We start from the raw sequence: 13,215 nt of genomic DNA on the forward strand, positions 1-13,215 counted from the left end.
TAGATGTGGGTGTATCCTGAAATTCACTTTCTCGCTGACCTGGTGACGTATCATGCGCGCCGCGCGCCACGGAAGTTGGCGCTTGTCTATGGCGAGCAGCGTTACGATTATGCGGCACTTGAGGTGGAATCTGCGCGGGCGGCAAATGCGCTGCTGGCGGAGGGGGTGAAACCAGGGGATCGTGTTGTATTTTTTGGCAAAAACTCGGCGGATTTTTTTCTGGCGTTGTTTGGCACGGCGCGATCGGGGGGATGTTTTGTTCCGCTGAATTGGCGGCTGGCCGCATCGGAACTGGTGCAGGTTGCAGCGGATGCGGCGCCGGTGTTTGCGATTATAGAAGAGGAGTTTGAGCCGGTCTGGCGCGAGGTGCGCGCGGCGGCGGGGATTACCGCGGGCTATTGCGTGATTGGCGACACGCGGCGGCTTTGCGTCTGGAGTGGCGGACATACAGCGGTGCTGCCGCGGCTGCATCTGCGTGAGGACGATGCCGTGATTCAGCTCTATACCTCGGGCACCACCGGCGTACCGAAAGGGGTTGTGCATACCCATGCCAGTTTCAATCATTCGCGGCTCTCGGAACATTTGGAGCGCGCGTTTGATTGGCGGGAAGGCGATATGTTTTTATACGCACTGCCGAATTTTCATCTGCTAGGCGTCGCGCTTTCGCTGCAATGCCTCTACAATGGTGTGGCTTTGTGCATTCAGAAGCAGTTTCATCCACAGGAATTTCTGATCGGGATTGCGCGGTCGCGCCCCACGCTGCTGGTGTTGACACCGACGATGATCCAGCTTTTGATCGACCATCCCGATGCCGCCGGGACAGATTTCAGTTCGCTGAAGTTGTTGATGTATGCGGGGTCGCCGATTTCGCTTGGGCTGCTCAAGCGCGCGCTGAGCATCATGCCATGCCAGTTCATGCAGTTTTATGGACAGACGGAGACCAGCGGGCCGGTTTCGTTGTTGCGGCCGGATGAGCATAATCTGGAAGTCGAGCAGACGCTGAAATCCTGCGGCCGGCCGTTGCCGTTGATCCGTATGCGGGTGGTCGATGAGCAGGGCAATGATGTTCCCGATGGTACACCTGGTGAATTGCTGATTTGCGCGCCTTCGGCCTCGGCGGGGTATTGGAACCGGCCGGAGGAGACGGACCAGCGCTTCAAGGATGGTTGGTATGCCTCGGGCGATGTCGCGTACCGCGATGCCGAGGGGTTGTTTTATATTTATGACCGGTTGAAGGATCTGATCGTCAGTGGCGGTGAGAATATCTATTGTGCCGAGGTTGAGAATGTTCTTTCACTGCATCCGGCCGTGGCCTCGGTGGCGGTGATCGGCGTGCCGGACCCGCGCTGGGGCGAGGCGGTGAAGGCGGTTGTGGTGTTGCATGTGGATATGACCGTGAGCCATGATGAGCTGTTGAATTTTTGCAGGAAAAATCTGGCGGGATATAAAGTACCCAAGAGCATCGACTTTGTGGACGCGTTTCCGTTGACCGGCACGGGCAAGGTTTCGAAGAAGGACATTCGGGCTCCGTATTGGGCTGGAATGCAGCGGTCTGTTGCCTGATGTCCAAGGGGGTGGTTGTGTTTGATCCGGCGGCGGCCGGCTGGGCGCGCGATGCCGAGGGCGGTTTCGTGGCACTTATCGGCCAGGTGTGGACCAGACGCGAAGATGGGCTGTTGCATTTTGGCCTTGAGGCGGGGCCGCAGCACCTCAACCGCGACGGGCAATTGCATGGGGGAATGACGCTGGCGTTTTTTGACCATGCGCTGGGGATTTCCGCTGCGGAGGCAAGTTCGGAAAAGCGGTTGGTGACGATTCAGCTTGGCGCGCATTTTATTGGTGGGGCCACGGCGGGGGCTTTCATCGAGGTTGCGCCGCGTATTGTGAGCCAGACTGCGTCGTTGTTGTTCATGCGCGGGCGTTGTGTGAGTGGCGGGCGGCTGCTTTCAACCGCCGAGGGGATATGGAAGAAATCGCGCGCCAGGTGAGGCGGGCATTGTTGTTGGAACGATCATCAGGAGGAAATAAAAATGCATATTACCGCAGCCGTGACACGTAGCCCGTCGCAGATGTTTTGCGTGGAGGAAGTTGAGCTTGACGCGCCGCGCGAGGATGAGGTTCTGGTCAAGATTGATGCCGTGGGGCTATGCCATACGGATATTGTTGTGGCGGAGGGTGTGCTGCCCATTCCGCTGCCGGGCGTGCTGGGCCATGAAGGGGCTGGGATTGTCGAGGCGGTTGGCGCCAAGGTGACGAAGCTGAAAAAGGGCGACCGTGTGGTCATGACCTTTAATTTCTGCGGCAAATGTGTGCAGTGTTTGAAGGGGGCGCCTTCGTATTGCGTCAACTTCATGCCGCTGAATTATGCGCCGGTGCGTGGTGATGGGTCTCACACGCTTTGCGCTTGCGGCACGGGCTCTGAGATTAGCGGGTGCTTTTTTGGGCAATCGTCTTTTGCCAGCTATGCGCTGGGCAATGAGCGCAATGTGATCAAGGTGGCTGATGATGTGCCGTTGACGTTTCTGGGGCCGTTGGGCTGCGGGTTTCAGACGGGTGCTGGTGCGGTCATGCGTTCGCTGGCCGCCGAGGCCGGGTCGGGCATTATTGTGTTCGGCGGGGGGCCGGTGGGATTGAGCGCGGTGATGGGCGCGGTGGTGCAGGGCTGCAAGACGATTATTCTGGTGGAACCGATGGCGGAACGGCGCGCGCTGGGGCTGGAACTGGGCGCGACGCATGTGATTGATCCGAAAGCCGAGGATGTGGTGGCGCGGGCGCGGGCGATTGTATCGGAAGGCGTGAATTACGCGGTGGATACGTCGGGCGCGATTGTGGCGATGGAGGCGGCGCTGGGGTGTCTTGGTATGCGCGGCACGCTGGCGTTGATCGGGGTGCCCTCCAACCCGGCGGCGGCGCTGCCGCTGAACGTGTTGGCGGCGCTGAGTAGCGGCCTGACGATTAAAGCGGTGATCGAGGGCGACAGCAATCCCGAAGAGTTCATTCCGCAGCTTGTGGAATTGTATAAAGCGGGGCGTTTTCCGATCGACAAATTGATCACGGCCTATCCTTTCGCCGAGATCAACAAGGCGGTGGATGAGCAGAAGCGCGGCTTGTGCGTGAAAGCGGTGTTGACGTTCTGATGTGAATTTTGGCGCGGGGAGGGCGATGATGCTTGGCCATGAGGCGTGCGGCCTCTCCGCGGGGATTTTCTGAGATGGGTTACAACTGCATAACTGCCGAGACGCGGGGCGGAATCGAAATTCTTACGCTTAACCGGCCGGAGGCGCTGAATGCGGTTTCGCCGGAAATGGCGGAGGAGTTGACGGAATATTTTGCCGCTCTGCCGCAGCGCCTGGAGGTGCGGGTGGTGGTGTTGCGCGGCGAGGGCAGGGCATTTTGCGCCGGGGCTGATTTATCATCAGTGGCGTTTGCGCCGCCGGGCGCCGGGCGGGCGCAGCGGCAGATGGCGATGCAGCGGTTGTATTCGGGGATTCCCAAATTGATGCGCGCGGCGCCGCAACCGATTATTGCCTTGGTGCAGGGCGCGGCGTGTGGGGCGGGGTTTTCGCTGGCGCTGGCTGCGGATGTGCGTATTGCCGGGCCGGCTGCAAAAATGAATGCGGCGTATTTGCGTGTGGGCGTGGGCGGGTGTGATATGGGCTCAGGCTATTTTTTGCCCCGGCTGGTTGGGCTGTCGCTGGCCTCGGAATTGGTGCTGACCGGAAAGTTCATTGACGCGGCGCGCAGTTTGGCGAGCGGGCTGGTGAGCGATGTGGTGCCGGAGGCTGATCTGCTGGAAGCCGGGATGGCGATGGCGCGCGAGATGTTGCTGGCCTCACCTATGGGGCTGCGCATGACCAAGGAGACGTTGAATTTGACTGTGGATGCGCCGAGCCTTGAGGCGGCGCTGACGTTGGAGGATCGGCAGCAGGTGTTGTTGCTGGAAACCGGCGACCACCATGAGGCGGTGGCGGCGTTCAGGGAGCGCCGGCCACCGGAGTACACCGACAGTTAGAGCCTGATCGCTTTAAGTGCGATCAGGCTCTAACCGTTTTTCTGAGGGCGATTCACGCTTTTGGCTCGCTCGGTTGAGCGAACCTCAAACGATCGCACTCTAGTTTCCGGTAAACTTCGCCGGGCGTTTTTGCAGGAAGGAGGTCATGCCTTCCCATGCGTCTTCGGTGCGGGCGACACGGGCGAGTGCTTGCGCTTCTTCTTCCATCTGGCTGGCGGCGCTGCGGCTGCTCACATGTGCGAACAGGCGCTTGATTTCACCAAAAGCGTTGGTTGGGCCGCAAGCGAGCTTGCGGGCGATGGCGATGGCTTCGCTTTGCAGGTCTTCTTCCTGCACGACTTTGTCGGCCAGGCCTTCGGCGAGCGCTTGTTGCGCATCCAGGGTTTCGCCCAGGAGCAAAAAACGTTTGGCGCGGGAGATGCCCATGCGGTGCGAGAGGGCGACGGTAGAGCCGGAGTCGCAGCTGAAGCCGATGCCGGTGAAGGCGGAGCCGAATTTGGCCTCGTGGCCGGCGATGACAATGTCAGCCGAGGCGGTGAGGGCGGCGGCGCCGCCAAATGCGCCGCGGCCGTTGACGGCGCAGACGACAGGGGCGTTCATCATCATCAGGCGGGTGATGGCCATGTGCAGCGGGCTGGTGAGGGTCTTCACGATGGAGGGCAGCGCAGCGCGGTCACCCGACATCAGGGTGATGTCGCCACCCAGGCTGAAGAAGCGGCCTTTCGAGGACATGAGAACGGCGCGTACATCGCGGCGTTCACTGATTTCGCTGACGATGATGTCGAGCTCCTTGCAGAACTCAATGTTGAAGGTATTGCCCTGCTCAGGGCGGTTGAGGGTGATTTGGAAGAGTCCATCATCCAATTTGCACTCGAATGCCGTAAGGCCGCTGAAATCCAACATGGTCCTCCTGAGTTTATTGATTGCGATTATAAGTTTGGGGTTGAATCGCGTGATAATTCAACCCCGCTGGGTTCAGGAATATTTCTTGAAGTCGGGTTTGCGGCGTTCGTTGAAGGCGCGCACGCCTTCCTTGGATTCCTCGCTCATGTAGAAGCCTTTGACGGCCTGGATGCCGAGGAAGCCGATGCCGCGGATGTTCTCAGAGTCGGCGTTGAAGGAGCGCTTGGCGATGGCGATGGCGCCGGGGCTCATCTGGTTGATGTCGGCGCACCAACTGGCGACTTCGGCGTCGAGTTCCTCATGCGGCACGACCTTGTTGATCAGGCCCATCTGCAGCGCCTCGGCGGCCGGGTAGCGGCGGCAGAGGAACCAGATTTCGCGGGCTTTTTTCTCGCCGACCAGGCGGGAGAGATAGGCCGTGCCGAAGCCGGGATCGACGGAGCCGACTTTGGGGCCGACCTGGCCGAACTGGGCCTTCTCGGAGGCGATGGTGAGGTCGCAGATGGTGGCGAACACGTTGCCGCCGCCGATGGCGAAACCCTGCACCTTGGCGATGGAGACCTTGCGCAGGTCGCGCAGGGCGCTGTGCATGTCTTCAACCGGCATTCCGACGGTGCCGCGGGGGCCGTAGAGGCCGTCCTCGGAGAGGTGGACCTTCTGGTCGCCGCCAGTGCAGAAGGCGCGGTCGCCGGCGCCGGAGAGGACGACGGCGTTGACGGATTTCTCTTCATCGGCGCGCTTCAGGGCGTCGATCATTTCTTCGAGTGTCTGCAGGCGGAAGGCGTTCATCACCTCGGGGCGGTTGATGATGATCTGCACCGCATCGTCGCGGACTTCGTATATGATATCTTTATAGTTGGATGACATGGCATATTCCTGGGGGCTATAATATTGACGTTCCTGCTGGATCCGGCCCCACGAACCCTGGACAGCGCCGTGGAGATGCTTCCTCCCTTGAGTGGCGCGGGCTTGCACTGAACGAAAGTTCGGCATTTTGGAGGGCAAACCCAAAAACCCATACTTTAGTATGGAGGTTGAGGGGGGAAATATGCCATTCTTTCCGCGGATCAGGTGCGGCAATAAGAACACCGGCCAGCTTGTTTGAGGGAACCGAGACATGAACACTTTAATCCGGCGTACTGATATGGTTGGGGTTGAGCGCCGGGCGATGTCGCGTCCGGCGCCGCGGGGCAAGGCTTTGAACGATGCTGAAGCCGATAACGGCGCGGGGTTCCGCCAGCGGCGCGTCGGCAAGTTCGAGCCGCCGTTTTATGGCTTCGCGCTGGTCTCCACGCCGCGCATCGTGGAGCATATCACCTGCCCGTTCGTGCCCAAGCTGATGACGGTCTCGGCCCCCACGGGCTATGGCAAGACGACGTTTTTAACCCGGCTGCACCGTGAGTGGAGCGAGCGGCAGCGGCTGTGTATCTGGGTGTCGCTCGACCCTTGTGACAACGATGCGGAGAATGTGCTGGGCCTGCTGGAGAGGGCGGCGGATTTGTGCGCGCCGGAGGAAGCCGCCGAACTGTTGCCCGAACATGAGCATGAAGCGGTGAATAGGCTGGATATTGTTATCAAGAAATTTGTCGCGCTGGGTAATCCGATTCTGTTTTTGGATAATCTGCATTTCTGCTCCGATCCTGGGTTGGCGAAAATCATTGACACGCTGGTGTTCACCACGGGGGCGAAGCTGCGGCTGGTGCTGGCGAGCAGTGCAGAGATTCCCTTCGATAAGGGCCGCGCGCGGCTGGAGTTGAATGCTGTTGATCTGGGGGCGAGGGATCTGAGCTTCGATGCCGGGGCGGTCTCTGATTTGTTGAGCGAGGCAGGCTTGGCGCAGCCGCGCCCGGAGACTGTGGAGCTGATTCTGGACAAAACCGAGGGGTGGCCGGCGGCGGTGCGGCTGATCCAGGCGGTGATGTCCGAGGAGCCGGATTCGGAGCGCGCGTTGCGCCGGTTCACCGGGTCTGACGCTGACCTGGCGGCGATGCTGAACAAGCGGCTGCTTGCCGGGTTTGACGCGGATCTGGTGAATTTTCTGCTTGATTTAAGTTATTTACAGACATTTTCAGCAGAGTTGGCGGTTGCCGCGACCGGGCACGCGCGGGCGGCGGAATATATCGAGTATCTGGTGCATCGCAATGCGCTGATTTTGGCGCTGGACCGGCACCATACGTGGTTCCGCTTCCATGCGCTGTTCCGCGACTTTTTGCTGGGCGAGGCGGCGAAGAAAGTGCAGGCTGGCCGGCGCAAATTGTTGCTGGAGCGTGCCGCGCGCTGGTGCCACGAGAACGGCCATGCCGAGGATGCGGCCAATTACGCATTGGCGGCGCCGGCGCATGAGCTGGCGCGCGAGATCATGGATGCGCATGCGCGCAATATCGTCTCCGACCGTGGTGATCTCGTAACGTATCTGGGCTGGGTCGGGCGTGCGTCGGAACTGGGGATTGAGATTGGGGTTGAGTCGGAATTCTGGTACGCCTGGGCGCTGGCCTTTAGCCGCCGCTGCGTGCGCGCGCAGCAACGCGCGTTGAACTTGGAAAAGCGGTTGAATGCGATGCCGGGCAATGAGCCGGGCGTGCGCGAGTTGACCCGGCGGCTGGCGCTGTTGCGCGTGATGCTCTGCGTGGTGAACGATGATATGGAGGCGGCGCGGCGCGGTGCTGTGGAGTGGCTGCAGGCCGAGCAGGTGCGCTCGCCGATTTATACCGTGACTGCCGCGCTGGCGGCCGCCACCAGCATGCTGCCGGCGCAGACATATCCTGAAATGCGCCGCTATATTCAGATGGCGCAGGGGGCGGTGAGCCATATCCATGGCGAGCACAGCCACGCCTGGATGGCGACGACGAAGGCGTTGCTGGACCTGGAGCAGGGCAACCCGCTGGCGGCGGAACAGATTTTGGTGGCGGCGCATAAAAGCGCCGTTGACCTGATCGGCCCGGAGACACGGATGGTGGCGATGCTGGCCAGCCTGAAGGCGCGGGCGATTTGTGACCTTGGCCGCCCGGATGAAGCGCGGCAGATTTTGCGGTTGTCGCTGGCGCATGGGACGAACCATGGCTTTGTCGACACCACGCGCCATGGGCTGGAGGCGGCGGTGTTGTTGTGGGACGGCGAGGAGACCGGGCCGCTGGGCTTTGCGGCGCTTGACGCCATTGCCAGTGATGGGCCGCCGCGGCTGCGCCGGATGTTTGTGGCGGCGATGGTGCGCCGTTTGTGCCTGCTGGGTGATACCGGGCGCGCGGCGGAGCTGGCGGCGCAGGCGGATATCGATGGCGATATGGCGCAGGAGCAATGGCAGCCGAGCGAGGCGCTGGCGATCTCGCTGGCGAAGATTGATTTGCTGGCCGCGCAGGGGCGGGTAAAAATAGCGCAGAAGCTGGCCGAGCAGGTGCTGCGCCAGGTGACGGCGCTGGATCGCCGGCGCGAGGTGGTGGAACTGCACCTGACCGCTGCCCGGCTGCACATGCTTGCCAATGATCCCTCGCTGGCTGTGCGGTCAATCTCCAGGGCCGTTACCCTGGCGGCCTCGCGCGGGCTCGTGCAGCCGTTCCTGCAACATAAAAAGACGTTCAAGGATGTGTTGCAGGTGGCGCGGCTGAAGGATCTGGCACTGACGTTGAGTGAGCAGATCAGTTTCTTCCAGATCGTCTGCGAGAAAACAGAATCCGTTGTAGGGCAGTCGCCGATGGCTTCCGGCGCGCAGGTTTGCGATTCCGAGGCGCTGACGCGCCGTGAAATCGAGATGTTGATTATTCTGGAGGCTGGGCCCAGCAACCAGCAGATTGCCGACCAACTGCGGGTTTCGGTGCAGACGGTGAAATGGCACCTCTATAATCTTTACGCCAAGCTGGGCGTGAAGAACCGTGCGGCGGCGCTGGCGAAGGCCCGGTCGCTGAAACTGCTGGTACATTAAAATCCGGGGAAAGACCTGGAAACCAAACCTTTAGGTTGGGCAACGAGAACCGGCCCTGGATTAAAAAAGCTCAGGATACAGAACAGCGGGTGTCCAAACCGCAAAATGTGCCTGTGGAACTAAAATAATCTGGGAGGTTATCTATGAAGCGCTTTAGTAAGTCTTGGGCCTATCAGGGGTGTCATGCCCCGCTGGTGGTTTTGGCGATTGCAGCGGTGGCCGGCTTTGCCCATCCCGCGAAAGCCTATACATTCAACACCAACCCTGATTGGGATATCGAGCTCGATACCAATTTGTCTTATACGCTCGGCACCCGCGTGCAGCCGATGAACAAGGACATTGCCAACAACCCGATTCAGCAGAATAACGAATACAAGTTCCCGCATTCCGGCAGCATTATCTCCAACCGTGTTGACGTCGCCAGCGAGTTGAGCGCGACGTATCAGAATAATTATGGTTTTGACGTTAGTGTGGATGGCTGGAAGGACTTTGCCTATAACGGCGGCGTGGCGAAAGGCCCATACCCCGAATCTCTGGCCAGCAGCTCGCCCAATGGGCATTATGGCGCCTATACGCTAAACAATTACAATGTCGGCGGTGAGCTGGTTAACGCGTTTGCGTTCGCCAACATGCAGTTTGGCAATGTTCCCGTCTCGGTCAAGGTTGGCCGCTTCACGGAATATTGGGGCAATGCGCTGTTCTCTGGATTCCAGGCGATCTCTTATGGCCAGAGCCCGATTGATATCATCAAGGCTGTGGATGCGCCTGGCACCGAGGTGAAGGATTTGTTCATGCCGCGCGGGCAGGTCTCCGTGCATATTCAGGCGACTCCGGATTTCACCATTGGTTTACAGTATCAGTTTGAATTCCGTCCGAACCGCTTTCCGGAAGGCGGCACTTATCTTGGCGTGGCCGATGCGTTCTTCAACGGCCCGACGACCCTGGAGGGCGCCTATAAGCGCGGCTCTGACTACCGTGCGCCGGATAACGATGGAAGCTTTGGTATTGAGGCGCTGTATTCACCCGCGGCACTCAATGGCACCGTGGGGCTCTATTTCCGTCAGTTCGATGATCCTTCCGCGTATTCACCGGCGGAGTTTAATTTCACGAACATGACCTATCACTTGGCCTATGCGCGCCATGTGCGCCTGTATGGCATCAGCCTGGATAAAAACATCGGCACGGTGGCGACTGATTTCGAGGCTTCCGTGCGGACCAACACCGGCCTTAACACTGTGCCGCTTGTGGCTGATCCCGCGGTTGATCTGCTAGGCCATGATGGCGCGCGCGGTGATACGTTGAACGTCGTCGCCAACGGGATTCAGGCGCTGACACCCACACCTTTTTGGCAGACGGGCCAGATTGTTGGCGAAATTGCATGGACGCATCTGCTGGCGGTGACGCATAATCGCGCGCTGTATAATGCGGTGGGCTATGCCTGCTCGCCGGGTGGGTATTCTGCCGGCCAGGGCATGGTCAATGGTTGTTCGACGCCTGATGAGGTGAATATCAACCTGTTGTTTGATCCGCAGTGGCTTCAGGTTTTCCCGGGTGTTGACATCGACGCGCCGATCGACGTGAACGCGGGCATTCATGGTAATGGCCAGACCCTGGCGCTGGGCGGCACCGGCGATCAGGCTGGGTCGGTTGCTTACAGTGTTGGTGTCCATGCGCTGATCCGTCAGCTCTACAATATCAAACTGAGCTATAGCGGCTGGCATTCACCGACGGCCAAGAAGGTTCTCAGCCCGTTTGGCCAATATATGTATAGCGGTGGATCTGGTGAATATATGTGGAACGACAAGGGGAATCTCGAACTTGTCTTCTCGACAGCCTTTTAATGACAACGATAAGACATAATAGGAAATAACCATGAAGCTGAAACATTTTCTTCTGAGCGGATTTTTGGCCGCGGGCTGGGGTTACGGCGCGCATGCGCAAATCAGCCAACTGGGCAACACGCTGACTGATTTTGGCTCGATCAAGGCGGGCAGCGCCGATGGGGTGATTCCGGCCTATACGGGTGGCATCACCGCGATGCAGGGACTGCCGGCCGCGAGCGCGACCGCGGGCTATCCTGACCCATTCGCCAGCGAGAAGCCATTGTTCTCAGTGACGGGCGCGAATATGGCGCAATATGCCAGTGAGCTGACGCCCGGTGCGCAGGCGCTGCTGAAGCGTTATCCTGATTACCGGATTGACGTGTATCCGACGCATCGTACTGCTTCATATCCGGCCTGGGTGCTGCAGAATACGGTCAAGCAAGCGGGGCAGGCCAAGGAGTTGCCCGATGGTGCTGGCGTGAGCGGCGTTTATGGCGCCATTCCATTTCCGGTACCGGCTGATGGCTACCAGGTGATGTGGAATTCCTTCCTCCAATATCATCCCGCCTACTGCGAGGAACGTTTTCAAAACTACTTGGTGGATTCAAGTGGTTCGGTGACTCAGCTTGGCACCATTCAGACCTCGTGGACGCATCAATACTACAATCCGAATGCGACATCGCTGGATAGCAATTTCTGGGCATTCTACGAAGTGCGGTATCTGACCCCGGCGGCGGAGGCTGGCCAGACGTTCTTGTTCGAATACCCGATTGACTTCGGCAAAAACGATGACGTGACGTATTTCTATTCGCCGGGGACTCGCCGCGTGCGGCTGGCGCCTGAGTTCACCTATGATACGCCGATTGCCAGCTATGGCGGCGCGATTGATTATGATGAAATCGATCTGTTCTATGGCAAGATGGACAAGTTCGACTGGAAGCTTGTCGGTGAGAAGGAAATGATCGTTCCTTATAACGACTATAAGATGGCGAATACGACCGAGAGCGATGTGCTCGGCTCGCATTTCCTGAAGCCCGATGGCGTGCGCTGGGAACGGCACCGCGTCTGGGAGATTGATGCGACACTGAAGGCCGATCAGCGCCATGCATTCAGCCGCTGGACTTTCTATGTGGATGAAGATTCCTGGCAAATTGTTGCGTCAGAATCCTATGACCATTCTGGCGCGATTTATAAAGTCGGCTTCGCTTATCCATATCAGGACTATGCTGATGGTGATGCAACGAATTTCGCGCACACGTTTGGTATCTACGATCTGAGCCGGGGCAGCTACGAGCTTTCCTACGTTCAGACTCAGGGGAATGGTTTCTACCATTGCACCACGACCCTGCCGAACATGTCCAACTACACAGCGCAGGCAATGGCGGCTCAGTCCGTTCGATAAAAAAAACCAGGTGCGGCGCCGGCGGGTTTTGTGCCGGGCGCCGCGCCGCCTTTGAACTAACCTCAAGGAATAGGAAAGTGATCGATATGCTGTGGGTTCGCACAGTCTTCAGCGCATCGGTGCTGCTGGGTTTTGCCGCGAGAAGTGCTGCCGCGGCGGACTTTGTCGATCCGATGAATGCACCGGCCGTGCATGCTCCCGCACCCGCCACCCAGCCCTTGATTGCGCTGAGCCGCGCGGGTGATCATATGGTGGCTGTTGGGGTGCGCGGCATGGTGGTTACATCCGACGCAAGCGGAACGAAATGGTTGCAGGCCAATGTTCCGGTTGAATCGGATCTGGTGGCTGTGCAATTCATTGATGCGAATAACGGTTGGGCGTGCGGCCATAACGGCGTTATCCTGCATAGCACGGATGGCGGGCATAGCTGGGTTAGACAACTTGATGGCAATAGCGCCAGGACTGAATTTGAAGCTTATTATAACCATAAAATTGCCGCTGGCGATGCCGCACTTTCAACCTATCTGGCCGAGATACAGCTTAATTTTGATGCCGGTCCGACGCTTCCCTGGTTGAGTGTGTGGTTTGATGATGCGCAAACTGGTTATGTGGTGGGGTCTTTTGGCGATCTTGCCATAACGCGCGATGGCGGCAAGACCTGGCAGCCCTGGCTGGACCATATTGATAATCCGAATTTCTACGATCTGAATGCAATCAGGAATATAGGTGGGCAGCTCTATATTGTCGGAGAGCAGGGAGGGGTTTATGTGTTTGATCCCGCGGCGCAAAAGTTTGTCGCGCGTCCCACCGGCTATGATGGAAGCCTGTTCGGTATAACCGGCACGGCGCAGGCTGTTGTGGTTTTTGGTATGCGCGGAAATATTTTTTATAGCGGTGATCAGGGAAAAACCTGGAACAAATCCTCCAGCGCCGCGTCATCGAGTATCATGGCGGGGGCGGTATTGGCTGATGGGCGCTTTGTGCTGGTCAATGTCGCCGGCGATATTCTGGTCAGCAGCGATGAAGGGAAAACCTTTGTTGCCCAACCGCAGGTGCAGGGGATGCCGTTGACAGATTTCGCTGAAACAGATGCGCACCACTGGCTGCTTACCGGACTTGGCGGAATTAAAGATGTTGATCCGTAACGGCCTGCCGCCTC

The 13,215-nt window shown here is 58.9% G+C and carries 10 protein-coding genes; 8 read left to right on the forward strand and 2 right to left on the reverse strand.

The genetic code is table 11. The features are described from left to right. The first annotated feature begins 3 nt into the window (after positions 1 to 3). The 4 genes from QQJ84_RS07830 to QQJ84_RS07845 all read left to right on the forward strand — a co-directional run bounded on the left by QQJ84_RS07830 (position 4) and on the right by QQJ84_RS07845 (position 4,012). Positions 4 to 1,563 carry a long-chain-fatty-acid--CoA ligase gene (locus tag QQJ84_RS07830; protein WP_284257572.1) on the forward strand — a complete coding sequence of 520 codons (1,560 nt, stop codon included), beginning with the start codon at positions 4 to 6 and terminating at the stop codon, positions 1,561 to 1,563. Then, positions 1,563 to 1,988: a PaaI family thioesterase gene (locus QQJ84_RS07835; RefSeq protein ID WP_284257573.1), complete on the forward strand. Its 426-nt coding sequence runs from the start codon at positions 1,563 to 1,565 to the stop codon at positions 1,986 to 1,988. The genes QQJ84_RS07830 and QQJ84_RS07835 overlap by 1 nt, the downstream gene beginning before the upstream one ends. A gap of 42 nt (positions 1,989 to 2,030) precedes the next feature. Beyond that, positions 2,031 to 3,137, forward strand: a complete 1,107-nt coding sequence (locus QQJ84_RS07840; RefSeq protein WP_284257574.1) for an NAD(P)-dependent alcohol dehydrogenase — start codon at positions 2,031 to 2,033, stop codon at positions 3,135 to 3,137. A gap of 74 nt (positions 3,138 to 3,211) precedes the next feature. Beyond that, complete coding sequence (locus QQJ84_RS07845; protein ID WP_284257575.1) at positions 3,212 to 4,012, forward strand: enoyl-CoA hydratase/isomerase family protein; 801 nt, start codon at positions 3,212 to 3,214, stop codon at positions 4,010 to 4,012. A gap of 99 nt (positions 4,013 to 4,111) precedes the next feature. Here the strand turns inward: QQJ84_RS07845 and QQJ84_RS07850 are convergent, their stop codons facing one another. Together QQJ84_RS07850 and QQJ84_RS07855 are read right to left on the reverse strand one after the other, a co-directional pair. Continuing rightward, positions 4,112 to 4,915 (reverse strand): enoyl-CoA hydratase/isomerase family protein, encoded by an 804-nt coding sequence (locus QQJ84_RS07850; RefSeq protein ID WP_284257576.1) that lies wholly within the window; start codon positions 4,913 to 4,915, stop codon positions 4,112 to 4,114. A gap of 72 nt (positions 4,916 to 4,987) precedes the next feature. Beyond that, positions 4,988 to 5,782, reverse strand: coding sequence for an enoyl-CoA hydratase-related protein (locus QQJ84_RS07855; protein WP_284257577.1), 795 nt, complete (start codon positions 5,780 to 5,782; stop codon positions 4,988 to 4,990). Positions 5,783 to 6,032: 250 nt separating this feature from the next. Between QQJ84_RS07855 and QQJ84_RS07860 the strand changes: the two genes are divergently transcribed. The 4 genes from QQJ84_RS07860 (at position 6,033) to QQJ84_RS07875 (ending at position 13,201) form a co-directional block, all read left to right on the forward strand. Continuing rightward, positions 6,033 to 8,831, forward strand: coding sequence for a LuxR C-terminal-related transcriptional regulator (locus QQJ84_RS07860; protein ID WP_284257578.1), 2,799 nt, complete (start codon positions 6,033 to 6,035; stop codon positions 8,829 to 8,831). A gap of 143 nt (positions 8,832 to 8,974) precedes the next feature. After that, complete coding sequence (locus tag QQJ84_RS07865) at positions 8,975 to 10,672, forward strand: DUF1302 domain-containing protein (protein ID WP_284257579.1); 1,698 nt, start codon at positions 8,975 to 8,977, stop codon at positions 10,670 to 10,672. A gap of 31 nt (positions 10,673 to 10,703) precedes the next feature. Further along, positions 10,704 to 12,056 carry a DUF1329 domain-containing protein gene (locus tag QQJ84_RS07870; RefSeq protein ID WP_284257580.1) on the forward strand — a complete coding sequence of 451 codons (1,353 nt, stop codon included), beginning with the start codon at positions 10,704 to 10,706 and terminating at the stop codon, positions 12,054 to 12,056. An 86-nt stretch (positions 12,057 to 12,142) separates the two neighbouring features. Further along, the gene (locus QQJ84_RS07875) at positions 12,143 to 13,201 is read left to right on the forward strand and encodes a WD40/YVTN/BNR-like repeat-containing protein (protein WP_284257597.1); all 1,059 of its coding nucleotides are present in this window, start codon (positions 12,143 to 12,145) and stop codon (positions 13,199 to 13,201) included. Positions 13,202 to 13,215 lie beyond the last annotated feature (14 nt).

Source organism: Acidocella aquatica (assembly GCF_030160635.1).
In the GTDB taxonomy this organism is placed as follows: Bacteria; Pseudomonadota; Alphaproteobacteria; order Acetobacterales; family Acetobacteraceae; genus Acidocella; species Acidocella aquatica.

Bases quoted from the DNA above. Each gene is read 5' to 3' on its own strand.
- QQJ84_RS07830 (WP_284257572.1), top strand. From the start codon at position 4: ATGTGGGTGTATCCTGAAATTCACTTTCTCGCTGACCTGGTGACGTAT.
- QQJ84_RS07835 (WP_284257573.1), top strand. From the start codon at position 1,563: ATGTCCAAGGGGGTGGTTGTGTTTGATCCGGCGGCGGCCGGCTGGGCG.
- QQJ84_RS07840 (WP_284257574.1), top strand. From the start codon at position 2,031: ATGCATATTACCGCAGCCGTGACACGTAGCCCGTCGCAGATGTTTTGC.
- QQJ84_RS07845 (WP_284257575.1), top strand. From the start codon at position 3,212: ATGGGTTACAACTGCATAACTGCCGAGACGCGGGGCGGAATCGAAATT.
- QQJ84_RS07850 (WP_284257576.1), bottom strand. From the start codon at position 4,915: ATGTTGGATTTCAGCGGCCTTACGGCATTCGAGTGCAAATTGGATGAT.
- QQJ84_RS07855 (WP_284257577.1), bottom strand. From the start codon at position 5,782: ATGTCATCCAACTATAAAGATATCATATACGAAGTCCGCGACGATGCG.
- QQJ84_RS07860 (WP_284257578.1), top strand. From the start codon at position 6,033: ATGAACACTTTAATCCGGCGTACTGATATGGTTGGGGTTGAGCGCCGG.
- QQJ84_RS07865 (WP_284257579.1), top strand. From the start codon at position 8,975: ATGAAGCGCTTTAGTAAGTCTTGGGCCTATCAGGGGTGTCATGCCCCG.
- QQJ84_RS07870 (WP_284257580.1), top strand. From the start codon at position 10,704: ATGAAGCTGAAACATTTTCTTCTGAGCGGATTTTTGGCCGCGGGCTGG.
- QQJ84_RS07875 (WP_284257597.1), top strand. From the start codon at position 12,143: ATGCTGTGGGTTCGCACAGTCTTCAGCGCATCGGTGCTGCTGGGTTTT.